Source organism: Anaeroplasma bactoclasticum (assembly GCF_003550015.1).
Taxonomy (GTDB): Bacteria; Bacillota_I; Bacilli_A; order Acholeplasmatales; family Anaeroplasmataceae; genus Anaeroplasma; species Anaeroplasma bactoclasticum.
Map to the genome: position 1 here is coordinate 1 of NZ_QXEV01000025.1, position 26,228 is coordinate 26,228.

The 26,228-nt window shown below is 30.4% G+C and carries 26 protein-coding genes; 25 read left to right on the top strand and 1 reads right to left on the bottom strand.

Features of this window, described 5'->3' with window-relative positions; translation table 11 throughout:
- From EI71_RS08055 to prfA, 17 genes are all read left to right on the top strand, one after another.
- A partial coding sequence (locus EI71_RS08055; protein WP_245951361.1) for a reverse transcriptase domain-containing protein occupies positions 1 to 783 on the top strand: 783 nt, incomplete at its 5' end.
- A 154-nt stretch (positions 784 to 937) separates the two neighbouring features.
- The gene (locus EI71_RS08060; RefSeq protein WP_119016737.1) at positions 938 to 2,032 is read left to right on the top strand and encodes a Fic family protein; all 1,095 of its coding nucleotides are present in this window, start codon (positions 938 to 940) and stop codon (positions 2,030 to 2,032) included.
- On the top strand, positions 2,025 to 2,603 hold the full coding sequence (locus EI71_RS08065) for a helix-turn-helix domain-containing protein (protein WP_119016738.1): 579 nt from the start codon (positions 2,025 to 2,027) through the stop codon (positions 2,601 to 2,603). Before EI71_RS08060 ends, EI71_RS08065 begins: the two co-directional genes overlap by 8 nt.
- A 151-nt stretch (positions 2,604 to 2,754) precedes the next feature.
- Positions 2,755 to 2,997 (top strand): type II toxin-antitoxin system Phd/YefM family antitoxin, encoded by a 243-nt coding sequence (locus tag EI71_RS08070; protein ID WP_119016739.1) that lies wholly within the window; start codon positions 2,755 to 2,757, stop codon positions 2,995 to 2,997.
- Entirely contained in the window at positions 2,988 to 3,230 is a 243-nt protein-coding gene (locus tag EI71_RS08075) for a Txe/YoeB family addiction module toxin (protein WP_119016740.1), read from the top strand. Before EI71_RS08070 ends, EI71_RS08075 begins: the two co-directional genes overlap by 10 nt.
- Before the next feature lie 346 nt (positions 3,231 to 3,576).
- Complete coding sequence (locus EI71_RS08080; protein WP_162849889.1) at positions 3,577 to 4,038, top strand: helix-turn-helix domain-containing protein; 462 nt, start codon at positions 3,577 to 3,579, stop codon at positions 4,036 to 4,038.
- A 65-nt stretch (positions 4,039 to 4,103) separates the two neighbouring features.
- On the top strand, positions 4,104 to 4,622 hold the full coding sequence (locus EI71_RS08085) for an NUDIX hydrolase (protein WP_119016742.1): 519 nt from the start codon (positions 4,104 to 4,106) through the stop codon (positions 4,620 to 4,622).
- 16 nt (positions 4,623 to 4,638) lie between these two features.
- On the top strand, positions 4,639 to 5,157 hold the full coding sequence (locus EI71_RS08090) for an NUDIX hydrolase (RefSeq protein ID WP_119016743.1): 519 nt from the start codon (positions 4,639 to 4,641) through the stop codon (positions 5,155 to 5,157).
- A gap of 69 nt (positions 5,158 to 5,226) precedes the next feature.
- Positions 5,227 to 7,002, top strand: a complete 1,776-nt coding sequence (locus EI71_RS08095) for a S41 family peptidase (protein ID WP_119016744.1) — start codon at positions 5,227 to 5,229, stop codon at positions 7,000 to 7,002.
- 22 nt (positions 7,003 to 7,024) lie between these two features.
- Complete coding sequence (locus EI71_RS08100) at positions 7,025 to 7,786, top strand: lipase family protein (protein ID WP_119016745.1); 762 nt, start codon at positions 7,025 to 7,027, stop codon at positions 7,784 to 7,786.
- A gap of 67 nt (positions 7,787 to 7,853) precedes the next feature.
- Positions 7,854 to 8,528 (top strand): response regulator transcription factor, encoded by a 675-nt coding sequence (locus tag EI71_RS08105; protein ID WP_162849890.1) that lies wholly within the window; start codon positions 7,854 to 7,856, stop codon positions 8,526 to 8,528.
- Positions 8,525 to 9,772, top strand: a complete 1,248-nt coding sequence (locus tag EI71_RS08110; protein ID WP_119016747.1) for a HAMP domain-containing sensor histidine kinase — start codon at positions 8,525 to 8,527, stop codon at positions 9,770 to 9,772. Before EI71_RS08105 ends, EI71_RS08110 begins: the two co-directional genes overlap by 4 nt.
- A gap of 70 nt (positions 9,773 to 9,842) precedes the next feature.
- Positions 9,843 to 10,601, top strand: coding sequence for an ABC transporter ATP-binding protein (locus tag EI71_RS08115; RefSeq protein ID WP_119016748.1), 759 nt, complete (start codon positions 9,843 to 9,845; stop codon positions 10,599 to 10,601).
- 1 nt (position 10,602) lies between these two features.
- Positions 10,603 to 12,948: an ABC transporter permease gene (locus EI71_RS08120; protein ID WP_119016749.1), complete on the top strand. Its 2,346-nt coding sequence runs from the start codon at positions 10,603 to 10,605 to the stop codon at positions 12,946 to 12,948.
- Positions 12,949 to 13,084: 136 nt separating this feature from the next.
- Positions 13,085 to 15,565, top strand: a complete 2,481-nt coding sequence (gene rplI / locus EI71_RS08125; RefSeq protein WP_119016750.1) for a 50S ribosomal protein L9 — start codon at positions 13,085 to 13,087, stop codon at positions 15,563 to 15,565.
- Positions 15,566 to 15,581: 16 nt separating this feature from the next.
- Positions 15,582 to 16,922, top strand: a complete 1,341-nt coding sequence (dnaB, locus tag EI71_RS08130) for a replicative DNA helicase (protein ID WP_119016751.1) — start codon at positions 15,582 to 15,584, stop codon at positions 16,920 to 16,922.
- A 1-nt stretch (position 16,923) separates the two neighbouring features.
- On the top strand, positions 16,924 to 18,000 hold the full coding sequence (prfA, locus tag EI71_RS08135) for a peptide chain release factor 1 (protein ID WP_119016759.1): 1,077 nt from the start codon (positions 16,924 to 16,926) through the stop codon (positions 17,998 to 18,000).
- A gap of 41 nt (positions 18,001 to 18,041) precedes the next feature.
- Here prfA and EI71_RS08140 read toward each other — a convergent pair whose 3' ends face one another.
- Positions 18,042 to 18,986, bottom strand: coding sequence for a YitT family protein (locus EI71_RS08140; protein ID WP_119016752.1), 945 nt, complete (start codon positions 18,984 to 18,986; stop codon positions 18,042 to 18,044).
- Positions 18,987 to 19,151: 165 nt separating this feature from the next.
- On the opposite strand from EI71_RS08140, the gene EI71_RS08145 reads away from it, so the two are divergent.
- From EI71_RS08145 to EI71_RS10210, 8 genes are all read left to right on the top strand, one after another.
- Positions 19,152 to 19,352 (top strand): helix-turn-helix transcriptional regulator, encoded by a 201-nt coding sequence (locus tag EI71_RS08145; protein WP_119016753.1) that lies wholly within the window; start codon positions 19,152 to 19,154, stop codon positions 19,350 to 19,352.
- A 2-nt stretch (positions 19,353 to 19,354) separates the two neighbouring features.
- Positions 19,355 to 19,801, top strand: coding sequence for a hypothetical protein (locus EI71_RS08150; RefSeq protein WP_119016754.1), 447 nt, complete (start codon positions 19,355 to 19,357; stop codon positions 19,799 to 19,801).
- Between the two features lie 68 nt (positions 19,802 to 19,869).
- Positions 19,870 to 20,559 (top strand): phosphatase PAP2 family protein, encoded by a 690-nt coding sequence (locus EI71_RS08155; protein ID WP_119016755.1) that lies wholly within the window; start codon positions 19,870 to 19,872, stop codon positions 20,557 to 20,559.
- A gap of 12 nt (positions 20,560 to 20,571) precedes the next feature.
- Positions 20,572 to 21,537 carry an FAD:protein FMN transferase gene (locus EI71_RS08160; protein ID WP_119016756.1) on the top strand — a complete coding sequence of 322 codons (966 nt, stop codon included), beginning with the start codon at positions 20,572 to 20,574 and terminating at the stop codon, positions 21,535 to 21,537.
- Positions 21,530 to 21,886 carry a NusG domain II-containing protein gene (locus EI71_RS08165; protein ID WP_119016757.1) on the top strand — a complete coding sequence of 119 codons (357 nt, stop codon included), beginning with the start codon at positions 21,530 to 21,532 and terminating at the stop codon, positions 21,884 to 21,886. Before EI71_RS08160 ends, EI71_RS08165 begins: the two co-directional genes overlap by 8 nt.
- Positions 21,879 to 22,394 carry a Gx transporter family protein gene (locus tag EI71_RS08170; protein WP_162849891.1) on the top strand — a complete coding sequence of 172 codons (516 nt, stop codon included), beginning with the start codon at positions 21,879 to 21,881 and terminating at the stop codon, positions 22,392 to 22,394. The genes EI71_RS08165 and EI71_RS08170 overlap by 8 nt, the downstream gene beginning before the upstream one ends.
- A 211-nt stretch (positions 22,395 to 22,605) precedes the next feature.
- Positions 22,606 to 23,955 carry a type I glutamate--ammonia ligase gene (gene glnA / locus EI71_RS08175; RefSeq protein WP_119016760.1) on the top strand — a complete coding sequence of 450 codons (1,350 nt, stop codon included), beginning with the start codon at positions 22,606 to 22,608 and terminating at the stop codon, positions 23,953 to 23,955.
- 245 nt (positions 23,956 to 24,200) lie between these two features.
- Entirely contained in the window at positions 24,201 to 25,613 is a 1,413-nt protein-coding gene (locus EI71_RS10210) for a hypothetical protein (RefSeq protein WP_162849892.1), read from the top strand.
- Positions 25,614 to 26,228 lie beyond the last annotated feature (615 nt).

Sequence of the window (26,228 nt, forward strand, 5' to 3'; positions counted from 1 at the left end):
CAAGCAGGAGTAATGGATAATGGTTTAGTCTCATCAACTACCATTGGAGTACCACAAGGTGGACCATTATCTCCAATACTATCCAATATTTATTTAGATAAATTTGATAAAGAATTAGAGTCAAGAGGCTTACACTTTGTGAGATATGCCGACGATTGTAATATATTTGTTAGAACCGATGTATCAGCTGAACGCGTAATGAAATCAGTTACTTCGTGGCTAGAAAGAAAGTTATTCCTTAAGGTTTCAGCAACTAAAACCAAAATCACAAGACCAACAAATAGTAATTTCTTAGGATTTACTTTTTGGAAGATGAGTGATAAATGGCAATGCAAACCCGGAAATGACCGTAAAGCAAAACTTTACGAAAAGATAAAATTGGTACTTAAAAGAAAACACGCTGTATCAAGACCTTTAGCAATTACATTCACTAAACTAAACCAAATAATTCGAGGATGGATAAACTATTTCCGTATTGGAAATATGAAACTATTCATTGATAAATTTGGTCAATGGTTAAGCCATAAAGTTAGAGTAATAATTGTTAAACAATGGAAAAAACCTAAAACAATATATAAAAACCTAAAAAAAATAAATAAAGCCTATAAATGTGGCTTCACTGATGAAGAAATATATTCAGTAGCCAATACAAGACTAGGTTGGTATAGACAATGTGGTACAAAGATTGTTAACTATTTAATTAGTGCTGATTTACTTTCTAAGCCAAACAAAAAGAGGAATAGGCCGGGTTTGGTCAATCCTCTATTGTACTACCTAAAGTAGTTTGTGAATAATATAAATGTAGCGCCGTATACGAGACCCGTATGTACGGTGCAACGGGAGGGGCAAAGAATTATTTTCTTTCCTTTACCCTATTTTGTTGATTCGTTATAGCGAATATGCTATAATATTGTTATAAGGAATAGGAGATGATAAAATGCAAAAAGATCCTTTTAAAGAGTATTTAAAAGAAAAAGAACCAACGAAAAAAGAAAAGGCATACTCATGGTATACTGCCATTGGTTTACAGAAGGTTGATGGTTTAGATACATCAAAATATTTAAATGATTTAGCTATAAAAAATATTGAAGGAGAAGTATCTTTAGAAGATGTCAGTGGATTAATTAATTCATATTATGAAGAAAAAAACGATGATACAAATAATAATGAAGAAGCTGATAAAGTATCTATAAATATTGCTAAGATATTATCAGAAAAAGCATTTGTTTTCTCTCCAATTCAATATCTTGATATTCATAAGAAATTATTTAAAAATGTATTTCCACATGCTGGTAAGATTAGAACTTATAACATTTCCAAAAAAGAATGGGTTTTAAATGGTGATACAGTAATATATGGTGGTGCTTCAATGCTTAATGAAACGTTAGAATATGATTTTAGTGTTGAAAAAAATTATGACTATTCTAATATATCAAGAGATGATTTTATTAAGCATATAGCTAGATTCATTTCTAATCTATGGCAAATACATGTTTTTGCAGAAGGTAATACTAGAACAACAGCAGTTTTTTTAATTAAATATTTAAAGACATTTGGTTATGATGTAACAAATGATATATTTGCAAATAATGCTTGGTATTTTAGAAATTCTCTTGTAAGAGCAAATTATTCTAATATAGAAAAGGGAATATCTGAAACAACTTTATATCTTGAATTGTTTTTAAGAAATTTATTATTGAATGAGAATAATGAATTAAAGAATAGATATTTACATATTGATTTCAATAAAAAAGTGAACATTGATAACAAAAAAGTAGATATTGATGACAAAAAAGTGGACATTCAAACAATTGATATATCTGATAATATTAGGAAAAAGATTACTAAATTGCATAATGAACTATCTAATAAAGATTATTTTGGTAGAACAGAAGTTATGAATGTTTTAGAATTATCACCATCAGGTGCTTCAAAATTTATTTCATCTTTATTAATTAAAAACATTATCATCCCTATTGATGGTTATGGAAAAGGAAAATATGTTTTCAATGAGGAAATAATATATGAATAATGATTCAAAATATATAGTTGATGAAATAAAGAGAAAAAGAAAAATGTTAGGTATTTCGCAAACTGAATTAGCTGAAAGATGTGGAATGCCACAGTCAACAATTGGAAGAATTGAAAACTATTCTATGAATCCTTCTTTAGATGTTATTACATCAATAATGAATGAATTAGATGTTTCTTTTGAATTCAGTAAAAAGAAGTACATGCGAATTCAAGGAGAAGAATTAGCATATAAAACTAAAAAGCCTGTTGGTATATTTGTATTAACTTGGAGAAGAGTAAGAGATGGTATTTATTCTGAAGAAGATAAAAATATATATTTAGAAGTAGATAAATGGTTTAAAGATAACTTGCCAGAGCCACCTTTTTATGGAGATAACAATGATAATCCTTTAGGTGCCACAACTTGGTTTAAAACAAATAATTCTAGTATAATGTTAGAACATATTAAACCATTATTAGATTTATTAGATAAATATAATGTTCCATATGAAATAGCTTATTCTGATAATCCAGGTAAGATTATATATGAAGATGATTATCAAATTGGTGTTATAGATTACGACAAGTAGAATTGCGAGCTTTCTCTGTCATCTCTAAACATCGAGCTATGGCGTTAGACAATAACTAATAAATGAAATGACCTTGTCAATTTGACAGGGTCTTTTATTTCAGTTGACAAAATAAAACATGTACGCCATAATGTACATAGAGGTGCGAAATATGCAAAATATAAATATTACAACTGCAAGAGCTGAATTATTTAAATTGGCATCATCATGTATTAAATATAATAATGTTATTAATATTAATACAAAAGAAGGTAATGTTATTATGCTTAGTGAAGAAGATTATAATTCTTTAATAGAATCATTATACCTTGCTGGAATCCCTGGTATGTATGAAAGCATTATTGAAGGAGTAAATACACCTATCGAAGAGTGTGTGAAAGTAGAATGGAAATAATATTTACTAAGCAAGCGGTGAAAGATTTTGACAAAATAAAAGTCAATCCTATATTGTTAAAAAAAGTAAGATCACTTTTAGAATTAATTGATATTAATCCATTTACTAATCCCCCATCTTATGAAAAACTTGTTGGTATTGAAAATACATATTCAAGAAGAATTAATATTCAGTATAGACTAGTATATCAAGTGCTAATGGATATTAATACAGTTAAAATAATTAGAATGTAATAATAATTTATTAAAAGAAACATTAAAATTACGTAAGATAACTAAAATGGCCTTGTCAATTATGACAGGGTCTTTTATTTTGTCTTGACATTAGGGGATATATACCCTATAATAAGAGTTAAAGGAGATGAAGAATTGCCAACTATTTCGTCGTTTTATGGCATTTTTATACTAATGCATTTGACTAGAAAGGAACATTTTATATTGAAAATGGAGAAATATATAATGGGGAATTTCTTAAGAATGGTAAAGTATTAGTAAAGGAATTTATTTTAAAGTACAAAAAAGAGTTAAAGGAGATGTGGGATAAAGAAGTATATAAAAAACTTCCACCACTACAGTAATTATGGTAAAAGCGATTAAAATAATCTTAAAAGAAAACACAATATTTGATTTATTCTTTTATGATGGAACTGTAAAAAGATATGATATCTTATCATTATCAGATAAATTTCCACAATTAAATGAATTAAAGGATAGAGAACTATTCTTAAAAGGACATTTATTAGGTTGGGGTGGAGTAGTTTGGAATGATGATTTAGATGTATCTAGCGAAACAGTATATGATGAGGGAAAAGATGTTACAAATGAATATGATGACACTGACATCTTAAACATCGTAATAGGATATCAAATCAAAGAAAAAAGACTTCAAAAAGAAATGTCTCAAGAAGAATTAGCTAAAAAAGCAGGGATAGATCAATCTGATTTATCTAAAATAGAAAGAGGTACTTTAAATCCATCAGTAAAAATGCTAAAAAAAATTGCAAAAGGCTTAGGTTTAAAACTTAAGCTTTCCTTTGAGTGATATTTGAAAAAAATATTGTAATTTTGACGAAATACGACGATTTTTAAATAGATTTTGATAAATATATGAGATTATTATTTGAAATAGATTTTAAAGATTATAATCCAAATTGGAAAATAGCTTCTAGACCATCGGCTAGAGCTATAATAATTAAAGATAATAAAGTATATATGATTCATAATAAGAAATATGATTTTTATGAATTTCCGGGTGGCGGAATAGAAGAAGATGAATCCATGAAAGATGCTTTAATTAGAGAAACTAAAGAAGAAGCAGGATTAATTATAAAGGTAGATTCTATAAAAGAATTTGGTTATGTTCATAGAGCCAATAAAGATATATATGATAATGAGGTAACATTTGTACAAGACAATTATTATTATCTATGTGATGTGGAAGATATTATGATTAATCAATCATTATCCGAAAGAGAAAAAGAAGATGGATTTATTCTAGAATTGGTAGATTTTAATACTGTTTTTAATGTAAATAAAAATAATGACCATGGACCTGTATTTAGTCCTCTAATTATCGAAAGAGATACAAAAGTGTTAGAAATGGCAATAGAATTTTTAAACAAATAGGTATAAAAGGTATTTTATGAGATTATTATTTGAAATGGATTTAAAGAATTATGATAAGAATGGTAAGGTCTTTAAAAGACCATCGGCTAGAGCTATTATCATAAAGAATAAAAAGATATATATGGTTCATAGTATTTTATATGATTATTATAAGTTTCCTGGTGGTGGAATTGAAAAGGATGAATCTAATATTGATGCACTAATAAGAGAAACAGCGGAAGAAGCAGGACTTACTGTAATAAAAGATTCTATTAAAGAATATGGATGTGTTCATAGAATTCAAAAATCTGATCACGCTGATTGTGATATATTTATACAAGATAATTATTATTATTTTTGTGAAGTAGAAGATAATAAAATAAATCAAAATCTAGATGATTATGAAGATTATGAAAAATTCACATTAGAATTCGTTGATCCTATTGTTGCAATAAAAGCGAATAGAAATAAAAACCATGGTCCAAAGGATTTAGTAGAGCTTGAGCGTGAAGCAAAGGTATTAGAACATTTAATTAAAGAAGGATACTTTGAATAAGGCCTAAAAAAACTAGGTCTTTTTGTTTTGGGTAAAAATCTATATAATAAATACTAGGGTGGTGTTATTATGAAGATTAAAACAATTATGGCTTCTACATTAATATCTTTTTCTTTATGTTTACTTGCTGGTTGTAATAACTATAAAGAAACAGAACATCAAGTAGAAAAGAAAGAAATTACAGTTTATGAATCATCAAGTGATAATTATAAAATAAATGCATATTTTATTGATGATATAGATAGTCCATATTTAAAAATAGATGAGCTATTAGAAAATCGAATGACAATGCCAGAAGAGGTAGGTTTTCCTATTCCAAATCTTAAATTATCTTATTCTAAGGGAGTATTAAGTGCTACAAATACTTATAAGAATAAAGATTATTCTATAGAATTTGATGCAATTAATAATCAAATAAAGACAAAGAATTACTTAAAGGCAATAGATATATTTAATTATGGAGCTCCATGTGATCCACTTGGTGCGGATAGATCTCCGTTAGTAATATCTACTCTTGAAGAATTAAGTGATGATACAGAAGAGGTTTTATTTGATTTAGGAAAATTTAATATTGAATTAGTTTCTTATGAAAATTCTGTATTAGTTCCACTTTATGCATTAAATAATATCTATTTTAGTGTTGGTGAAAAGAATTTTGTATATGGTGGAGAAAGTATTTATTTAAGTACTAGTTATCAAGGGGATCCAACCTTATTTCAGGATTTTTATAATATTAAGGAAATAAATGATGGTAATGTCATATATAATGATGGCATTACTATTGATAAGGAATTAAATGATTCTACAGTGAAATTTAATAGAGATGCTATTTTAGAAACATTAGAGGATTTCTTTGGTAGATATGATGAGGTTTCATTTGATATTATTGATTTTTCTAAAGTGATTGGAAGCTATGATTTATTATCTTCTAATATACCAAGTCAAATATATAAAGGCTTGGGACTGCTTGCAGAAGGTATAGATGACCTACATACCAATATTGCATATCCTAGCTCCTATGCAGGATATATAAGCGAGGGAAGCAATGCTTATGATAGCTATTATGAGGCATCAACAAAGGGAAGAGGTTATAGAGCGAAATCGTATCTCGCTGCCTATGAAAAGAATTCTTCTGATAGAAAATCCTTATTAGGGGAATCTTTAAGTAGTGAAGGATTTTATTTTGATGGAGATACTTTATTCATTCGCTTTGATGGATTTAAAAGAGCTCCAAATAATATAATATTTGAAGATTATAAGGTAAATCCTTTCCTTTATTCCAAAAATACATTTAATCTATTTTATGATGCTTTCGATGAATTAAAGCATCATCAAGATGTTAAAAATATAGTCATCGATGAATCTATTAATGGTGGTGGTGATTTTACTACCTTAGTAGAAATTGCAGGCTTCTTTATGGAAGAAGTAAAGGTATTAATGAAAAATAAAATTACAAATCAAGTATTTAATTTATCCTATAAGGTAGATACGAATTTGGATGGAAAGTATGATGAGGCGGATTATCCTGGTAAGAATTATAATATTTATTTAATGGAAAGTGAGAGCTCATTTTCTTGTGGTAATTGTTTGCCAACAATATTTAGATATAACAATATTGGAAAAATAATTGGTAGAACCTCTGGTGGTGGCTCTTGTATTGTATTACCAACTGCCTCTCCAATTGGGGATACCTATAGAGTAAGTGGTCCATTAGAATATGGATTATTATCTAGTGATTCTGTCTTTATTTCAGCAGATATGGGTATTCATCCAGATTATTATTTAGATAATGGAACAATGTATAATCATGGATTATTAAATGCATATTTAAATAATTTGAATTAGATTAAAATTTTGGGAGTTAGTTATGGAATTAGATACAAATTATAAAAAACTAAGGTATGAACAATATTTTATTGATACCACAGGAGATATTAATCATACAGGTAAGGCAAGATTTAAAATTGAGTATAAAAGTATTAATTATGTATATAATGGAGTATTAACTCATGCGAATTATTGTGTTTATTATGATGAGGAAAGAAATGTAATCCAAGCTCATTTTGAGGGTACAAAGGATGTACCAGATTGGATTACAAACATTTTGTTTCAACCAAAGTATTATGAATCCTTTATGTGGGAAGATAAAAAAATAACATTAAAGGTACATAAGTCTTGGGCTTCTATGTATAAGGTAATGAAGGATTTTGTAAGAAAAGAGGTTATGGAATTAAAGGAATTACATCCAAATGCTACCATTGAGGTAATTGGATGGTCCTTAGGCTCTGCCATGGCAATGCTTGCAAGTCAGGATTTAAATTATAATTTTGGAATTACGCCACACCTATTTACCTTTGGTTCTGTTAATCCTTTTAAAACTAATATATTTAATAGAAGAAGAACAATAAAATATTTAAAAAGTTGTAATTTAAGCTATCATATCTTTTGTAATAGAAATGATATTGTAACTTATCTAGTTCCAAGAATTTTTGGCTTTGTTAAATTATCTAGGTTAAATATAAAAGGTAAATTTAACTTTTTTGGCTTATTTAATGTAGCTAAGAATCATTTTATTTATGATAAAGGCGAATTGTATTCTTCCATTTATAAAAGAGAAAGAAGATGCTAATTCGCTTTTTCTTTTGGATTTTATAGTATATAATTCTATTAATAGTATAAAAAGGGTAGGGTTTTATATGAAATACGATTGTTTAATTATTGATGATGAAAAAGAGCTTGCAACAAGCACAAGGGATTATTTTAATTTATTTGGAGTAAATACAATATCTATATATTCTTATCAGGAATGTATCGATTTTTTTAAAGAAAACCAAACAGAATTAATCTTATTAGATATTAATTTAACAGATGGTAATGGATTTACATTATGTAAATATTTAAGAGAAAAGATAAATATTCCTATTATTTTTATTTCTGCAAGAAATACAGATGATGATAAAATCATTGCATTAACTATTGGTGGAGATGATTATATAGAAAAGCCATATTCCTTAGGTGTATTACTTGCGAAGGTAAAGGCGGTATTAAAAAGATATAAAAAGGAAGATTTAAAGGTATATGATGATGGCTATTTAAAAGTAGATTTTAATTTACATAAATGCTACTGTAAAAATGTAGAGATTAAATTAACCTCCCTAGAATTTAAATTATTAGTATATTTTGTAAATAATAGTAATAGGCTAATTACAAAGGATGAGCTTTTTGATAATGTTTGGAATGATAAATTCACCTCAGACGGTACATTAAATGTTCATGTGAGAAAGCTAAGAGAATTAATAGAAGAAAATCCAAATGATCCAAGCTATATTTTAACGGTTTGGAAGGAAGGATATCGTTTTAATACAAAATGAAAAGAATATATTTATTTATCCTAATGATTTTAAGCTTTATTGTAGAAATAGTAGTTTCTATAATATTACTTTTAAATGTGAATAATTATCAAAATGATACGGTTAAAATTAATGAATTAACCTATGGAGTTAAAGAAAACTTTAATCAAGAGGAATTATATCCAAAATATTACACCTATTCTATTTTAGATATGGATGATAATTTAATATATAAAACAAGTGATAATACATCCTTAAGCTTAAATGAAGCATATAAGAATAAAGATACAATTATTACAATTAATGTATCTGGGGTAGAATATAGAATACTTGTTAATAATAGAATTAATGAAATAATTGAACAAAACAATAAATCTATTTTAATAACAATAATTGTTATTTCTTTATTTCAATTATTTATTTTGTCCTTGTATTACATATATTTATATGAATCCATTCTTAAACCTTTTAAAGATATGAAAGGCTATGCATCTAGAATTTCTAGTGGAAATTTAGATGTACCTTTAAAAATGGATAGGGGGAATACCTTTGGTGCTTTTACAGAAAGCTTTGATATTATGAGAGAGGAATTAAAAAAGGCAAGAAAAAAAGAAAAAGAAGCAAATGATTCCAAAAGAGAGCTTGTTGCGAAATTATCTCATGATATTAAAACTCCAGTTGCATCGATTAAATCAACCTCTGAATTAGGCTATGCCATATCTAAAGATGAAAAGGATAAGGCATATTTTGATACAATTAATAAAAAGGCAGATCAAATTAATACATTAGTATCCAATTTATTAATATCTTCCTTAGAGGATTTAGATGAAATTAAAATTAATCCATCTAAGCTAGATAGCTATGTTTTATATGAGCTTATTAAGAATTCTGATTATTTACTTAAGGTAGAAAAATATAATATTCCAGAATGTAAGATATATGCCGATAGATTAAGATTACAACAGGTAATTGATAATATTATTTCTAATTCTTATAAATATGCAAAAACAAACATTCATGTAGAATCTAATATTATAGATGATTATTTATCTATAGAATTTAGAGATTATGGGTATGGTGTAAATCCTATAGAATTACCTCTTTTAACAGAAAAATTTAGAAGAGGTGAGAATTCTAAAAATGAAGATGGTGTAGGCTTAGGCTTATATATTTCCAAAACATTTTTAGATGGAATGGAAGGTCAAATAGAACTAAAAAATGCTAATCCTGGTTTTATTGTAGCTATAAAATTAAGAATTATTTAAGAATTTGATAAAGTATATTAAGATTTAAATTGCTAAAATGTGGCTGTAAACTTGAAAGTGAGGCTAAATTATGCAAAAGGTATTAATTCAAACTAAAAAATTATCCAAATCATTTTCGAATGGTGGTAATTTATTTCATGTATTAAAAAATATAGATTTAGAGATTTATCAAGGAGATTTTACAGTCATCATGGGACCTTCAGGTGCTGGTAAATCAACATTATTGTATGCAATATCAGGAATGGATACTCCATCCTTAGGTAGTATTTGTTATGGAGATATTGATATTACAAAGCTAAATCAAAATGAGCTTGCCTTATTCAGACGTGATAATTCAGGATTTGTATTTCAATCGATTTATTTAATTGATTCTATGAGTGTTTTAGATAATGTACTCGCTTCTGGATTATTAAAGAATAAGAACAAAAAGGAAGCAGTAAAAAAGGCAAAGGAGACTCTTTTAGCTGTAGATATTAAAGAGGAATATTTTAATAAATTCCCAAATCAATTATCTGGTGGAGAATGTCAAAGAGTTGGAATTGCAAGAGCTTTAGTGAATTCTCCTAGTGTTGTATTTGCTGATGAGCCTACAGGCGCATTAAACTCTAAAACAGGTAAGGATGTGCTTGATACATTAACAGAAGCAAATAGATTAGGTCAAACCATAGTAATGGTTACTCATGATATTACTTCCGCAAGAAGAGCGAATCGAATTTTATATATTAAGGATGGAGAAATTGCAGGAGAATGTATTTTAGGTCCATATATTCCTCATGATTCAGAACGTCATCAAAAATTAAATGACTTCCTATTAGAGATGGGGTGGTAGTATGAATGGATTACTACTAGCCAAATCAAATTTTAAGAAAAAAAGAAGTACATCTATCATCATTGGATTATTAATGTTAATTTCTACTATATTAATTTCTATGAGCTTATTGTTATTCTTAGATGCATTTCCAAATACAGATAAATATGCATCGAAATTAAATGCTGGAGATGGATACTCTATCATTTATAATGATTTAACTGGTATTACAGATACTGAAGTAGAAACCATTGTAAAAGATAAGGCTTATGAATATGAAATAGATCATTTCTATTATTTACCTACAATTTCTATTCCATTTATGAAGGGTGATTTAGTTACACAAGTAATTATTTCAAATAAAAATGCATTAAACCGTAAAATGGAAAGAGCAGAAATAGAAATGGAAGATAATAATATTACTTCGAATTATATTTATCTTCCATATCAGTTTTATTCGAATGGAACAAATAAAATAGGAGATACCTATACCTTCAGTGCGAATGGGAAAGAGCATTCTTATACTGTAAGAGGATATATTAATACATTTTCCTTTGGAAATAAAAATTGTGGCGAATTTGAATTTATTTTAGATGATGATTCCTACTTTAGCTTTATATCTACTATTCCAAATCAAGAGGCTATTTTAGTTTCTTATAAATTAAATGATGGTATTACTCAAAGTAAGATGAAATTAACGATCAATAATACATTATCTAGTATAAATACTAAGGTAATGGTAAATGGTTTATCTAAGAGTGATATAATCTTTAATCGAGGCTATATGTCTTTGATCTTAGCGATATCCTTCTTAACGATTAATTTAGTTTCTGCATGTGTAATTGTATTAATGCTATATAATACTATTTCAAATTATGTAAAAGAAAACATGAAAGAAATTGGTGCATTAAAGGCATTAGGCTATACAAGCTTTGATATTTTAAAGGGATTACTTGTTCAGTTTTTATCTTTAGCTATTATTGGTGGTGTATTAGGCGTTATATTAGGTTATTCGATTATGCCAATTTTAGGCTCTATTACATCGATTCAGCAGGGCTTACCATATACAGTATCCTTTAATACTGTAGCTACATTTATTCCACCTGTAATTATTGTTTTACTTTCCTTTTTTGGTGTTATATTATCTACAAGAAAGATTAAAAGAATAACTCCAATTATAGCTTTAAGAGAAGGCTTATTAAGCCATAATTTTAAAAAGAATAGAGTAGCTTTAGATAAATCTAGCTTTGTATTAAATATATCTTTAGCTTTAAAGACATTCTTTAATAATATGAAGCAAAATATTATTACATTTGTAGTTATAGGATTTTTAACATTCATTTGTGGTACAGCTTTAATGATGTATGAGAATTTCAATAGAAATCCTAAAATAGATATTTTAGCCTTTGAATCTTGTGGTGGAGTTGTCACTGTTGAAAACTCTAAAAAAGAAGAGCTTAGAAGCTATTTAGAGGCTAAAGATGGTGTAAGTAATGTTAGAACATTAATTAATGTTTCTGTAATCTATGGAGATAATGATGAATCCTTAATGACTTATATTATTGATGATATCGATCATTTAAATAATAAGAATATTTGTTATGAAGGTAGATTAGTTAAATACGATAATGAAATTTGTATTTCTGGTAAGTTTGCCAAAGCATATGGATACCATATTGGTGATGAAATAGAAATATCTTATGCAGGTAATAAAGCTAAATATTTAATTTCTGGATTTATTCAATCTACAAATAATAATGGAAAAGAAGCATTAATGATTGAAGAGGCCGCTAAGGCCATGTATGATTTCTCATCTATTCCTGGTTATTTTTGGTTTGATGGAGATAAAGAAGTAGTTACTAATGTTTTAAAGGAATGTGAGGAATTATATGGAGAAGCTATTATAACAACCATGAATTTCTATACTATTTTAGAAGCAGGTATGGCATTGTTTGAGATGATTGCAGCATTAATGCTAGTGATTTCTTTAGTGATTTCATTAATTGTAATACTTTTAGTATTATATCTATTAATTAAATCCTTATTGCATAATAAGCAAAAGGAATATGGCATATTAAAGGCTTTAGGCTATTCCTCTAAGGATTTAATATTACAAACAGCTATAAGCTTTATGCCATCTATAATAATTTCTGTTGTTTTATTCTCTATTGTTTCTTATTTCTTAATTAACCCATATATGAATTTAATTATGATTAACTTTGGTTTAATGAAATGTAGCTTTGTTATTCCAATTTTAGGATTAGCGCTAATCGCTTTAGGACTTATTGTTACATCCTTTGTATTTGCTTTATTAGAATCTAGAAAGATTAAGAAAATTGAACCATATAAATTATTAATTTCCGAATAAGAATTTGCCTATCTTTTGGATAGGCTTTTTCTATTTATCAGGCACTATACTTACATAAATGTAAGTCATTTTGTGGTTTTAATTGAATTGTATATGGCATTTTGTTATAATAGAATAGATAAAGAGGTGACTTGGAATGAAGCATTTTTTTAACAAAATTAAGGCGCTAATATTCGCGGTAATATTCATAGGTGGTGCAGGTGTTGCAGGTTATTTCACTTATTATTATCTAACCGATGGTGATGATAAGAATTTCTATTTTGAAATAATCTTTTTATCTCTTGCGTTAATCAGCTTTATTATCGCAACAATTCTGATTTATTCTTTTATTAACAAGAAGAACTCAGATACGATTAAGATGCTAGAATTAAGACTTAAAAAGTGGACAAATATTTCTTATCATGCTTCAAAGGCAGGAGATGAGGCTTTTAATAAGCTTCCAATCGGTATTGTATTATATGATTCTCAGTATAATATCATTTGGGCAAATGAGCATTCCAAGGAAATCTTTAATAGTAAGCTAATTGATTCACCAATTGATTCTATTTCTAAAGATTTTATGAGTGATGTCATTAGAAATCAAACTCAAATCAATATGAAGTTTGGTGATAAATCTTATGAGGTTATTCATAATACAGAATTCAATATTCTTTATTTCTTCGATGTTACAGAAAGAGAAGAGACAAAGAAGCGTTATAACGAAAGAAAACTTACAATTGGTATTATCGAGCTTGATAACTTCGAAGAATCTATTAAGAAGTTTGATATGCAAGAAAAAGCAACTATTCGTGGTAGTATTTTAGGTGCGATTTCTGATTGGGTTGGTAAATATCATGGATACTTACAAACATTGCAAGGAGATCGTATGTCCTTCATTGTTGATAAAGAGGCAGTATTAAGAATGAAGAAGGATAACTTCTACATTTTTGATAAGTTTGAAGAGATTACTCAAAAGTATCGTTTAAAGACATCTATTACTATTGGTGTTGCATGTCACGATATCAACTATGATGAGCTTGGTAGTATTGCCCAGGCCCAATTTGAGCTTGCTGAAAAGCGTGGTGGAGGTCAGGGTTGTGTCAACATTGAAAATGAGGCAGTATCCTTCTTTGGTGCGAAGTCAAACGCAACAGAAAAGAACGACCTAGTAGAGGTTCGTCAGCAAACATTAGCATTAAAAGATCATGTACAAAGCTCTACCAATGTCGTGCTTATGTGTCATAATTTCGCAGACTGTGATGCGATTGGTTCTATGATTGGTGCATTCCATATGGTTAAGACATCAGGACTTGATTGTAAGATGGCATTTGATGTAAATAAAGCCGATGTTACTGTAAAGAAGATTTATGAATTCATAAAGAAAGATCCAGCATTAATGGAAAACTTCATTACAGAAGAGCAGGCATTAGAATTAATTAAGCCTACGTCTTTATTAATTATTACAGATTCACAGGCTCCAAGACTTGTAATGTTCCCATCGCTTTTACAAAAGGCATCAAGATTCTCTATTATCGACCACCATATCGATAGTGCAGGTGTTGGATTTGAGGGCTTCTTATCCGATTACCGTGTAACTGCAGCATCTAGTGCAGTAGAATTAGTAACAGAAATGTTTTCTTTCTATAATCCAGATATTAAGATTACACCACTTGAAGCATCCATTATGCTTGCGGGTGTAATTGTTGATACAAACAACTTTACACAAAGATCTGGTACACGTACATTTGAAGTTTCTGCAACACTTAAATCTTATGGTGCAGATATGATTTTCGTACGTAAGCTATTACAAGAGTCCTTAGATAGTGAAAGATTAATTTCTTCATCTATCGCTAAGGCTGAAATTTATGGAAATAGATTCTCACTTGTAACATTAGATGAGAATCAAACAATTCCTGACCGTACAACATTAGCTAAGATTTCTGACCGTCAGCTTACAATTGCTGGTGTAGATGCATCCTTCACAGTTGGTAGAATTGATGCGAATACATGTGGTATTTCCGCAAGAAGCTTAGGTGATACAGTTAATGTACAGCTAATTATGGAAGGTATGGGTGGTGGAGGTCACTTCAATAGTGCCGCACTACAGCGTAAGGATTGTAAAATTATTGATTTAAAGAATGAGCTTATTAATACATTAAAGCTTGAATATGTAGATGGAGGTTCGGAGAAGATGAAAGTTATTTTAACCCAGGATGTTAAGGGTAAGGGTAAGAAAGGCGAAACTAAGGAAGTTGCAAACGGATATGGTAATTATCTTATCCAGAACAACTTGGCTGTTGCTGCAACACCTGAAAATATCAAGAAGATTGAAGAAGATAAGGAAAGAGAAAGAGTTGCAGCTGAAAATCAGCACAACCTATTATTAAAGTTTAAAGATGAAATTCAAGGTAAGCAGATTACTGTTCAGCTAAAGATTGGTGCTGGAGGAAAGAACTTTGGCCATATCACTGAAAAGATGGTTTGTGATGAATTTGAAGCACAAACTGGTATGCACCTTGATAAGCGTAAGGTAGAATTACCTGCAGATATTAATTCCGTTGGTATTTATACTGCAACAGTTAAGCTTGCAGCAGATGTTGTTGCACAGTTTGATATTAACGTAGAAGAAAAGAAGTAGGGAAGGAGATACCGGTATGAGCAATCAAAACCAGAAGGTGCCTACGGAAATTGAATCCGAAATTGCGATTATCGGATGTATTTTCCTTGATCCTGAGATTATTTATCAGGTAGGCGACATTCTTACACCAGACGATTTCTATGAAACAAAAAATCGTCTAATTTATAGAACAATGCTTGATGTTAATAGACAAGGCCGTGCAATTGATGCAACAACAGTTATTGCGGATTTAACACTAAAGAATGTGTTAGAGCAAGCAGGTGGCCCTGCATATATCGCAAGCATTGCGGATTATAGCTATTCAACAGCGAATGTTGAATCCTATATCGAATTAATTGAGAATGCTTCCTTAAGAAGAAATACAATTAACGCATTAAATCAATTAGCACAGAAGGGCTTTGACTCTTCTGTTAATGCATATGATTATATTGATAATGTAGAAAAAACTGTCTTTGATTTATCCAAAAGAAGAAGAGTTGAAGACTTTAAAACAATAAGAGAAGTTTCAGAAAATGTATCTAAACAGACAGCTGCCAATGCGAACCGTAATGAAGAGGTTATTGGTTTAGATACAGGATTCCCTTGTGTAAATAAAATTACTCAGGGCTTCCAATCAGGACAGCTTATCATACTTGCTGCAAGACCTGCCATGGGTAAGTCTGCAATGGCTATGAATTTAGCAGTAAATGTTGCAACATGCAATAAAGAAGGAAATGGTACTGTTGCAATCTTTAACCTAGAAATGTCTGCAGAACAGCTTGTAGAGCGTATGATTTCTTGTGAAGCATCGATTAAACTTGGACAAATAAAGAGTGGACATATTCCAAAGGATCAATGGATTCGTTTTAATACAAGTATTGCAAAGCTTTCTAAAATGAATTTATATTTTGATGATTCTTCGGATTCTACTATTGCATCCATTCGTGCGAAGTGCCGTAAGCTTAAGGCAAATGGTAGCCTAGACTTTGTTGTAATTGATTACCTACAGCTAATTGAAGGTGATGGAAAAACACAACAGGAAAAGGTTACTAAGATTACAAGAAGCTTAAAACTAATGGCCAGAGAGCTTGAATGTCCTGTACTTGCATTATCTCAGCTATCTCGTGATGTAGAAAAAAGAGAAGGAGATAAAAGACCTATGATGGCCGATTTAAGAGATTCTGGTTCTATCGAGCAGGATGCCGATATTGTTATGTTCTTATATCGTCCAGATTATTATGATTCTCATTCTGAACGTAAGGGTGAGGCCGATTTAATTGTTGCAAAGAACCGTTCTGGTTCTACATCCGATGGCTTACCATTTATGTTCCAAGGAGAATACCAAAGATTTAAAGAAAAGAAAGAAGTTAAAGAATAATATGTTAGACCGTTTAAAGATGATGGAGGCAAGATATAACGAGATCAATGACCTCCTAATGCAGCCTGAAACAGCTGCAGATGTTAAAAAGCTAACAGCTCTTTCTAAAGAACAAAAATCTTTAGAGAAGGTTGTTACATTATTCCATGAGCAGCAAAAGCTTGAAGCTTCTATTCCTGATTTAAAGGAAATGAAGAAGGAAGCTGATCCTGAAATTGTTGAAATGGCTACTATGGAATTAGAAGAAGCACAAAAGCGCTTAGTAGAAATTGAAGATGAAATTAAGGTATTATTATTACCTAAGGATCCTAATGATGAAAAGGATGTAGTTGTTGAAATCCGTGGAGCTGTAGGTGGAGATGAGGCAAATATCTTCGCAGGGGATTTATTCCGTATGTATACAAAGTATGCAGAATCTAAGGGATGGAAAATCACAGTATTTGATGCGATGGAATCCGATCAAGGTGGATATTCTAATATCCAGTTTAAGGTATCTGGAGAAAGTGTTTATTCCTTCTTAAAATATGAGTCTGGTGGACATAGAGTACAAAGAATTCCAGTAACTGAGGCCAACGGGCGTATTCAAACATCTATCGCAACTGTACTTGTAATGCCTGAGGCTGAAGAAATTGATTTCCAGCTTGAAGAAAAGGATTTAAGAATTGATACCTTCTGTTCTTCAGGTCCTGGTGGACAGGGTGTTAATACAACTTATTCAGCAGTAAGAGTTACATATATTCCAACAGGTGACTTTGTTGCATGTCAGATTTATCGTTCTCAGCATGAAAATAAGGCTACAGCCATGGAAATTCTAAGAACAAGAATTTATGAGCGTATGCTAGAAGAGGAAGCTGAAAAGACTGGTGCTACTCGTCAATCTTTGATTGGACATGGTGAAAGAAGCGAAAAGATTCGTACTTACAACTATCCACAAAACCGCGTAACTGATCATAGAATAGGATTTACTATTAATAGATTAGATGCGATTATTGATGGTAAGCTAGATTTAGTTATTTCTGAGCTTATCAATGAAGATCAAAAGAGAAAGCTTTCTAGTGAAGAAGAAATTAAGCTATAAAATTAAAATGGGTCAACAAATAGTTGACCCTTTTATAATGCTTAAATCATTGATTTTCTTATGAAATTACCATTGATTTTCTTAACTGGAGACATAGTGATAAATGCTTTTTCATCATGCTTTTTAATCTCTTTTAAAGCCCTATGAATTTCATAATTTGATACAACACAGTATACTTCCTTAAATCCTTTACCAGAATGAGCTCCTTCAACATCAATTAATGTACATCCTCTATTTAAAGATGACATTAAAGAATGTGCTATAGCTTCTCCGTGAGTTGAGAAGATATGTAATCCAGTATGAGAATAAGAAGTATGCAATTTATCAATTACTAAGCTATTTAATATCATTCTTACGATAGTAAATAATGCAATAAACCAATTGTTTTGTAACCATCCACCACCGACGATTGCAATACCAATATTTAATGCCATAGTAAAGTTTCCAATGGATATACCCTTTTTCATTGAAATAGCTTGAGCTAAAACATCAACTCCACCTGTAGATACACCAAATCTTAAGGCTAAGCCAGATGCCATACCCGCAAGTAATCCACCGAATATTGCAAGGGTTAATATTCCACCATAGTTCATGGTTTCAACCATATTACCACTGGCATCATATGTAACAATTTCATTTGCCATTTCCTTAAATGGACTTTCTGGAATTACAAGTACAACTAAGGATTGAATTCCTACAGCTAATACAGAATATATTGCAAATCTTTTGGAAACAAATTTAAATCCAATTAATGTAATTGGTATGTTTACTCCAAGAATAAACCAACCAAGTAGATTTGTGCTCATATCCTTTGCCCCAAGCTTAATCAAACGAAAGATGAGCTGTGCAATACCTGTTGCACCACCAGCGTATAATTCTGCTGGCTCTAAGAACCATACGGTTGCTATAGACAATAATGTATTTGTAAAGATTACTATAAAAATTCTAAATAGTATATCTAATGATTCTTGCTTTGATATTTTCATGTAAACCTCCACGCAAGTTGAATTTTCCACAACAATTATACCACTAAAAACGTTATGAAATAATTTTATTTCATTTTTTATGATAAATTGTGTATAATAGTATAATGTAAAGGAAAATATACATTTTCAAGATTATGGAGAACTGTTTGATCTGGAGGTGTTTTTATGACGAATGAAGTTCATAAGTTTAGAAAGTCAATAAAGCTCACTCAAGAAGAACTTGCCAAGAAAGTTGGGGTTACAAGGCAAACCATTATTTCTATAGAGCAAGGTAAATATATTGCATCCTTACCGCTTGCGCTTAAGATTGCAGCTGTATTTAATGTTTCTGTTGAGGATATCTTCATTTTGGGGGAGGATGATTAATTATGGAAAATCTACGTAAGATTACAAAAATTAAATTAGGTGTTATGCTATCATCTATGACACTTCCAATTGCAATTGTAATTGTTATGGCCGTTGGCCGTTTTGAATTTTCAAAGGAGTCCATATTCTTTTATTGGTCTCCATTACCTTATATTATTTGTGCACTTGTTGAAGCATATTTAACTTATAAGAATTATCGTTATGTAAAAATATTAAGAGATGATGAATATGCGGATTATTATTTAATAAAGAAGAATGATGAAAGAAATAAAATGATTCGTTTACATACAAATGCCCTAGTACATAAAATATTCATTTATGTATTAGCAGTTGTTTTAGTATTTACAGCATTCTTAGATAAAAGCTATTTCATTATGGCTGGTGGTATTGCACTTGCATTCTTAGTCATTCATGTTGCAGTATCTATTTATTATAATAAGAAATTTTAATTATACTATTTGTAACTATAGTAATCTAAAATAGGCAGAGCATTCTGCCTTATTATGAAGGAGCACTTATGAAGAAATGGTTAATTATATCCGGTATAATTATGCTTTTCTCTTTAGCTATGCTTACTATTCTTTGTGCGTTTGTATATAGAAATAGTGGATATCCACTTGATATCGATATATGGGCAAGAGATTTAGCATATAATATAAGAGGAGAAAAGTTTGGCTTTTTATACTGGTTTAATAGAATATTAACAGAATTTGGTTATATCTACATAGTTGTTGCTATTGGTGTATTAGTTTTATTATATACAAAATTAGATTATAGATGCTTTTTATTAATCATTGGATTAATTGTTCAGGTATTATTAAATCAAGCATTTAAAGCTTGTTATCAGCGAACTAGACCTGATTTTGAGCTTTGGTGGGCTTATGAAAAATCATCAAGCTTTCCATCTGGACATTCTGCAACAACAGGCTTTTTATATCCATATTTAATATTCTTAGCTATATTTACTATAGATAATAAAAAGATTAAATTAGCAACTATAATTAGTTCAGCATTTTTTATTGTTATAGTTCCTATATCTAGAATCATTTTAGGAGTTCATTATTTTACAGATTGCCTTGCAGGCTTATCCTTAGGATTATTAGTATCTGGATTATTTATGATACTTACTATATTATTTAAGGAATATAAAATACTTCCAGAAGGAATTTTACCTATATTTAAAAAGAAAAAATATAACCAGAATTAGAGGTGATAAGGTATGAGAAAATTATTAGCATGTATTGCTCTTTCCTCATGCCTTTTTTTATTTGGCTGTGGTGAGCCTTTAAAAACAGATACCTCTATTATTTATACTATGGATACTATTGTATCTATTAGTATGTATAACGAAAGTGATGCAGCAACGCATTTTAAAAAGATAAAAGAAATATTTTATGATGTAGCTAAAGTATCTGATGATTATAAATCAGGAGAAGATACTATATCTATATATGATTTAAATAAAGATAGAGAAGCTATAGTATCTAATACTTTATTAGATTTATTAAGGGAAGCCTTAAATGCTTATCAAAATACTAATGGTTATTTTAATCCATTTATTGGCACCTTATCTCATAAGTGGAAGGATAAAATAAAGAATAATGAAATATTAGAGGATTCTATTATTAATGAAGAATTATTAAAAATAGAAAATACTTCCTTAAGTATGGATGGAAATAAAGTAACTATAAATGGATATGGCAATATTGATTTAGGTGGTATTTCGAAAGGTTATGCTACAGCTAAAGCAAAAGAATATTTAGAAAGTGAAGGAATATCTTCTTATTATATTGATGCAGGACATTCAAGTATTGCTCTTGGAAGTAAAAATGGAGATTATTTAAATGTTGGATTATCTAAGCCTTATTCGAATGGCTATATATGTAAAATAAAGGAAAAGAATTTAGTAATATCCTGTTCTAGTCCACAAAATCAATATATTAAAATAGATAATAATTATTACCATCATTTATTAAATCCATTTACAGGATATCCATCAAATACCTTTGATAGTGTATTTGTTTTAAATAATAATCCAATGGAGGGGGATTATTATTCTACTGCATTATTTAATATGTCCTATTCAGATTGTGTTAATTATTCTAAAGAAAATAATATAAAAATAATTTTATATAAGGATAACTCCATTCTTTATAAAACAGAAGGAGTAGATATATATGAATAAGAGATTAAGAAATGATTTAATCCTTCTTTTTATATGCTTATCCTTAGGGGTTGTATTATTTATCTTTTGGCGTACAAATTATAAAAGAGTGGGAAAAACTGCAGTAGTATATCATGGGGAAGAGGTTGTACTTGAATTAGATTTATATAAAAACCAAGAGGTATCTGTTGAAGGAGATATATCTATAGTAGTCATAGTAGTAAACTATGGTAAGGTATATGTAAAGGAATCTGGATGTGAAAATCAGATTTGTGTACATATGGGAGAAAAGTCTTTAGAAAATGAGACGATTACATGCTTACCAAATAGAATTACTATCATCATAAGGGATGGTGATAGTAATGAATAAAGATTTAAAAAGATGGATTGTTATTTCTATGTTAATGGCAATGGCATGTGTATTATCCTATTTAGAATCCTTTATTCCAGTGTTTATTCCGGGTGTTAAGCTTGGACTTGCGAATGTAATTATTTTAATTATGCTATATGAATTTAAGTTTTATGAAGCAGGAATAGTAGATTTATTAAGAATAATAGTAGTAGCGCTTATTAGAGGTACTATTGCATCTCCTACATTCTTTATGAGTCTAGCTGGTGGAATTTTATCTTATATAGTTATGCTAATATTTTCAAAAATTAAAATATTTTCACCAATAGGAGTATCTGCACTAGGTAGTATTAGCCATTTCCTAGGGCAAATTATAGTTGTAATCATAATAATAAATTTAGATGCTGTATTGTATTATTTACCATTTATAGCAGTATTATCTATCATAACTGGTGTTTTATCTGGCTTTATTGCAAGAACATATTTAAATAGAAGTATAACTAAAAATGTATTAGGTGAAATAGAATAATTTATAAATCGCTTACATGGCTTAAGGGAATTGACTTTAAGATATTCCTCTTATAAAATACATTTGTAGCAAGGGCGCTATTTATAATATTTAATGATTTGCAAAGTCGCAAAATTAGCAAGAAATTCTTGCTTTTTTAGCGACTTTTTATTTTGTTAAGTATTCAATTAAATAATGTGTAAAAATGGATAAAAAAAGGAAGGTATTTGAAATGAGTTACACAAAGGCTGATATTCGCCGAATTTGTAAGGAAGAGAATATTCGTTATATTCGTATGATGTTTACGGATATGATGGGCTCTTTAAAAAATGTTGAAATCCCAGTTACTAGATTAGAGGATTGCTTAGATAATCAGGTAATGTTTGATGGTTCATCTATTGAGGGATTTGTTCGTATTTATGAAGCAGACATGTATCTACATCCAGATCTAGATACATTCTTAGTGTTAAGCTGGGAAAATACAGCTTATGGTAAGGTTGCAAGATTTATTTGTGATGTTTATCAGCCAAGTGAAAATGGAGAGCATGTTCCATTTGAAGGCGATCCTAGAGGTATTTTAAAGAGAAACATTGAAAAGATGAGAAAACTAGGCTATAAGGCATTTAACTGTGGTGTTGAGCCTGAGTTCTTCTTATTCAAGTTAAATGGAGAGGGGAATCCAACACTTGAATTCAATGATACAGGTTCATATTTCGATTTAGCACCAGTAGATAGTGCAGAAGACTGTAGACGTGATATCGTACTTGAGTTACAGAAAATTGGCTTTACAATTGAAGCTGCACACCATGAGGTTGCAACTGGTCAGCATGAAATCAACTTTAAGTTTGACTCTGCTGTAGAGGTATGTGATCAGGTTCAAACTTTTAAATTAGTTGTTAAAAATATTGCAAGACGTCATGGACTTCATGCAACATTTATGCCAAAGCCAGTGGAAGGAATTGCTGGTTCTGGTATGCATGTTAACTGCTCCTTATTAACAATGGATGATAAGAATGCATTCTATGATCCTAATACAAAAAATCAGTTATCCGAAGTTGCTGAAAAGTGGATTTCTGGTATTATTCATCATGCAAAGGGCTTCTGCTTAATTACAAATCCAATTGTAAACTCCTATAAGAGAATTGTTCCAGGCTATGAAGCACCATGCTATATTTCTTGGTCAAATGCGAACCGTTCTACAATGATTCGTATTCCTGCAGCTCGCGGTAATAAGACAAGAACAGAGGTAAGAAGTGTAGATGGCTCTGCAAATCCATATTTAGCAATTGCAGCAATTTTAGCTGCAGGTTTAGATGGTGTTGAGGGCAATGTACCTTTAGTATCACCAGTAGATGAAAACCTATTTGATTTAGACGATGAAGGAAGAAAAGCCTTAGGTGTTGAATCCTTACCTTCTGATTTAAATGAAGCAATCAAGGAATTCAAGAAGGATACCTTAATTCAAGAGGCTATGGGCTCTCATACAGTTAAGAAGCTTTTAGAAGCAAAAACTATTGAGTGGAATGCATATCATAAATTTGTTACAAATTGGGAAATTAAAAGATACATTAATAAGTACTAAAATGTTAAAAATAGCTGCTTCGGCAGCTTTTTACTATTTTCGAAATAACAAAAGTCCACTTTTGTTTTTGACAAAATGTACGCAAAGCTGAAACATTTTAAACGTTTTTGTATTATTTATAGCGAGTTTAGGTGGAATTTCCGAAAAATTTTAAAAAAATAAGAGAAAAAAATAGTAATTTTGACATAGATGTGCTGTAATAATCATACTCAATAACGATACCTTGTAATAGGAGGGAAATTGAAATGGGATTATTTGATAGAAAGATTAAAGTAAAGACACAAACAGTAGACTTCGTTCAAAAGAGAGTTGAGATGTCTTCATTATTCTCAACTTATATTGAGTATCTAAATGACACAGAAGAGCATAACAAGGGTGATTTTGAAATTTATCACTGGGAACAAGCAGATCGTAAGAGCCGTCCATATATAACTGTACGTTATGATGCAGCAACAAAGAAGGGTGAAATCTTCTTTGATGACCAATTCGAATTTGAATGTGGTGAGATGACTGTAGATACAAAGAGCCGTTCATATCAATTAGCACTTGCTGAACCAAATGTAACTATTCATAAGTTTGGTGCTAAGAAGATTAATAATAAGGCTATGATTCGTTATATCTCTATTTTAAATAGTATTAACTCAACTAAGGTTAAGCCATCATTATTCTATGATATTAACAATCTAGAGGATGCACAAAAGCCAGTTGAATATACATACTGTTTATTAAGCAATACTGCTAAGCCAGGCGATTTATTCGCAGAAGCATTAAGCGCATCTGGTGATAAGTATGAATACTACATTACAGAAACAGGCGTAAGAGCTGTTAATAAGGCATATAAGCAAGAAGAAGAGGCTAAGGCAAAGGCTGAAGCAGAAGCTAAGGCAAAGGCAGAAACTGCTGCTGCAATCGCAAAGGCTGAAGCTGAAAAGGCTAAGGCTGAAGCAGAAGCTTTAGCTGCTCAAGAGGCTAAGATGAAGGCAGAAGCAGAGGCTAGAGCAAAGGCAGAGGCTGAAGCTAAGATACGAGCACAACAAGAAGCAGAAGCTAGAGCACAGGCTCAGGAATTAGCTAAGCATGAGGCAGAGGCTAGAGCAAAGGCAGAGGCACTTGCTGGTACTGAGGCTGCAAAGAAGGCTGCAGAAGAGGCAAGAAGAGCTAAAGCAGAAGCAGAAGCTGCTGCAGCTGCTGCAGAGGCAAAGGCTGCAGAAGAAGCTAGGGCTGCCGCTGAGGCAAAGGCTGCTGCAGAGGCTGAAAGAGCTGCTGCAAAGGCAGAGGCTCAAAGAGCACGTGAAGAAGCTAAAAAGCTTGCTGAAGAAGAAGCTGCAAAGGCAAGAGCAGAGGCTAAGGCTGCTGCTGAAGCTGCAAGAGCAGAGGCAAGAGCAAAGGCTGAAGAGGCTGCTGCAAAAGCAAAGGCTGAAGAGGAAGCTCGTAAGAAGGCTGAGGAAGAGGCTGCTGCTGCAAAGGCTGCAGTTGAGGCTGCAAAGGCAAAGGCAGAAAATGCTGCTGAACAGGCTCGTAAGGATTTAGCTAAGGAGCAGATGAAGCAGATGCTTCGTGATGGTATGCCACCAAAGCTTGTTGCTAAGTATACTGGATTTGCTGAAGAGGAAGTTCAGAAGGTTGCCGACGTTATGGCATTATTAGGCGATCTATAAGATTTATAAATTTTGGGCACTATTTAAAAAAATTAGTGCCTTTTTGTTATACTGGATTTATAAAAGAATGTAAGAATTAAATTCAAATATTTGAATATTATTCACAATATATACTATAAAATATATATTCAATAAACTTTATTCGAATGACGTTCGTTTAAGAAAACACTTTACCGAAAATAATTCATTCATAGTGCTTGACAGTCTTATTATTTAGTGGTTTAATAAAAGAAATTTTTATATTGCCTATAAAGAAACAAAAGAAGATTCCACTTGCTTATTAGAGAGTAGGGATTGGTGAAAGCCTACAGCAAAAATCTTTTATGTCCACTTCTTTGGCGAATGTAATGAATTCCGGTTAATCCCCGTTAAAAGATTTTGAGTGAGGTTACCTAATTAGGGTGGTACCGCGGATATGATTATTCGTCCCTTATTGTCGCTAAGTGCGCAGTGAGGGACTTTTTTATTTATCTAAAGTACTACAGAAATACCATATCTCAAGAAAAGTACAAAACACAAAAAAATATGCTAAGTTCAAACAAAAAGTTGGTAAATAGACATCAATAATGTAAAAATAGAGTTTATACTTCAGTCAAAGTGAGGTATTTAACCATG

Coding starts and splice junctions, on each gene's coding strand:
- EI71_RS08060 (WP_119016737.1), top strand. CDS start 938: ATGCAAAAAGATCCTTTTAAAGAGTATTTAAAAGAAAAAGAACCAACG.
- EI71_RS08065 (WP_119016738.1), top strand. CDS start 2,025: ATGAATAATGATTCAAAATATATAGTTGATGAAATAAAGAGAAAAAGA.
- EI71_RS08070 (WP_119016739.1), top strand. CDS start 2,755: ATGCAAAATATAAATATTACAACTGCAAGAGCTGAATTATTTAAATTG.
- EI71_RS08075 (WP_119016740.1), top strand. CDS start 2,988: ATGGAAATAATATTTACTAAGCAAGCGGTGAAAGATTTTGACAAAATA.
- EI71_RS08080 (WP_162849889.1), top strand. CDS start 3,577: ATGGTAAAAGCGATTAAAATAATCTTAAAAGAAAACACAATATTTGAT.
- EI71_RS08085 (WP_119016742.1), top strand. CDS start 4,104: ATGAGATTATTATTTGAAATAGATTTTAAAGATTATAATCCAAATTGG.
- EI71_RS08090 (WP_119016743.1), top strand. CDS start 4,639: ATGAGATTATTATTTGAAATGGATTTAAAGAATTATGATAAGAATGGT.
- EI71_RS08095 (WP_119016744.1), top strand. CDS start 5,227: ATGAAGATTAAAACAATTATGGCTTCTACATTAATATCTTTTTCTTTA.
- EI71_RS08100 (WP_119016745.1), top strand. CDS start 7,025: ATGGAATTAGATACAAATTATAAAAAACTAAGGTATGAACAATATTTT.
- EI71_RS08105 (WP_162849890.1), top strand. CDS start 7,854: ATGAAATACGATTGTTTAATTATTGATGATGAAAAAGAGCTTGCAACA.
- EI71_RS08110 (WP_119016747.1), top strand. CDS start 8,525: ATGAAAAGAATATATTTATTTATCCTAATGATTTTAAGCTTTATTGTA.
- EI71_RS08115 (WP_119016748.1), top strand. CDS start 9,843: ATGCAAAAGGTATTAATTCAAACTAAAAAATTATCCAAATCATTTTCG.
- EI71_RS08120 (WP_119016749.1), top strand. CDS start 10,603: ATGAATGGATTACTACTAGCCAAATCAAATTTTAAGAAAAAAAGAAGT.
- rplI (WP_119016750.1), top strand. CDS start 13,085: ATGAAGCATTTTTTTAACAAAATTAAGGCGCTAATATTCGCGGTAATA.
- dnaB (WP_119016751.1), top strand. CDS start 15,582: ATGAGCAATCAAAACCAGAAGGTGCCTACGGAAATTGAATCCGAAATT.
- prfA (WP_119016759.1), top strand. CDS start 16,924: ATGTTAGACCGTTTAAAGATGATGGAGGCAAGATATAACGAGATCAAT.
- EI71_RS08140 (WP_119016752.1), bottom strand. CDS start 18,986: ATGAAAATATCAAAGCAAGAATCATTAGATATACTATTTAGAATTTTT.
- EI71_RS08145 (WP_119016753.1), top strand. CDS start 19,152: ATGACGAATGAAGTTCATAAGTTTAGAAAGTCAATAAAGCTCACTCAA.
- EI71_RS08150 (WP_119016754.1), top strand. CDS start 19,355: ATGGAAAATCTACGTAAGATTACAAAAATTAAATTAGGTGTTATGCTA.
- EI71_RS08155 (WP_119016755.1), top strand. CDS start 19,870: ATGAAGAAATGGTTAATTATATCCGGTATAATTATGCTTTTCTCTTTA.
- EI71_RS08160 (WP_119016756.1), top strand. CDS start 20,572: ATGAGAAAATTATTAGCATGTATTGCTCTTTCCTCATGCCTTTTTTTA.
- EI71_RS08165 (WP_119016757.1), top strand. CDS start 21,530: ATGAATAAGAGATTAAGAAATGATTTAATCCTTCTTTTTATATGCTTA.
- EI71_RS08170 (WP_162849891.1), top strand. CDS start 21,879: ATGAATAAAGATTTAAAAAGATGGATTGTTATTTCTATGTTAATGGCA.
- glnA (WP_119016760.1), top strand. CDS start 22,606: ATGAGTTACACAAAGGCTGATATTCGCCGAATTTGTAAGGAAGAGAAT.
- EI71_RS10210 (WP_162849892.1), top strand. CDS start 24,201: ATGGGATTATTTGATAGAAAGATTAAAGTAAAGACACAAACAGTAGAC.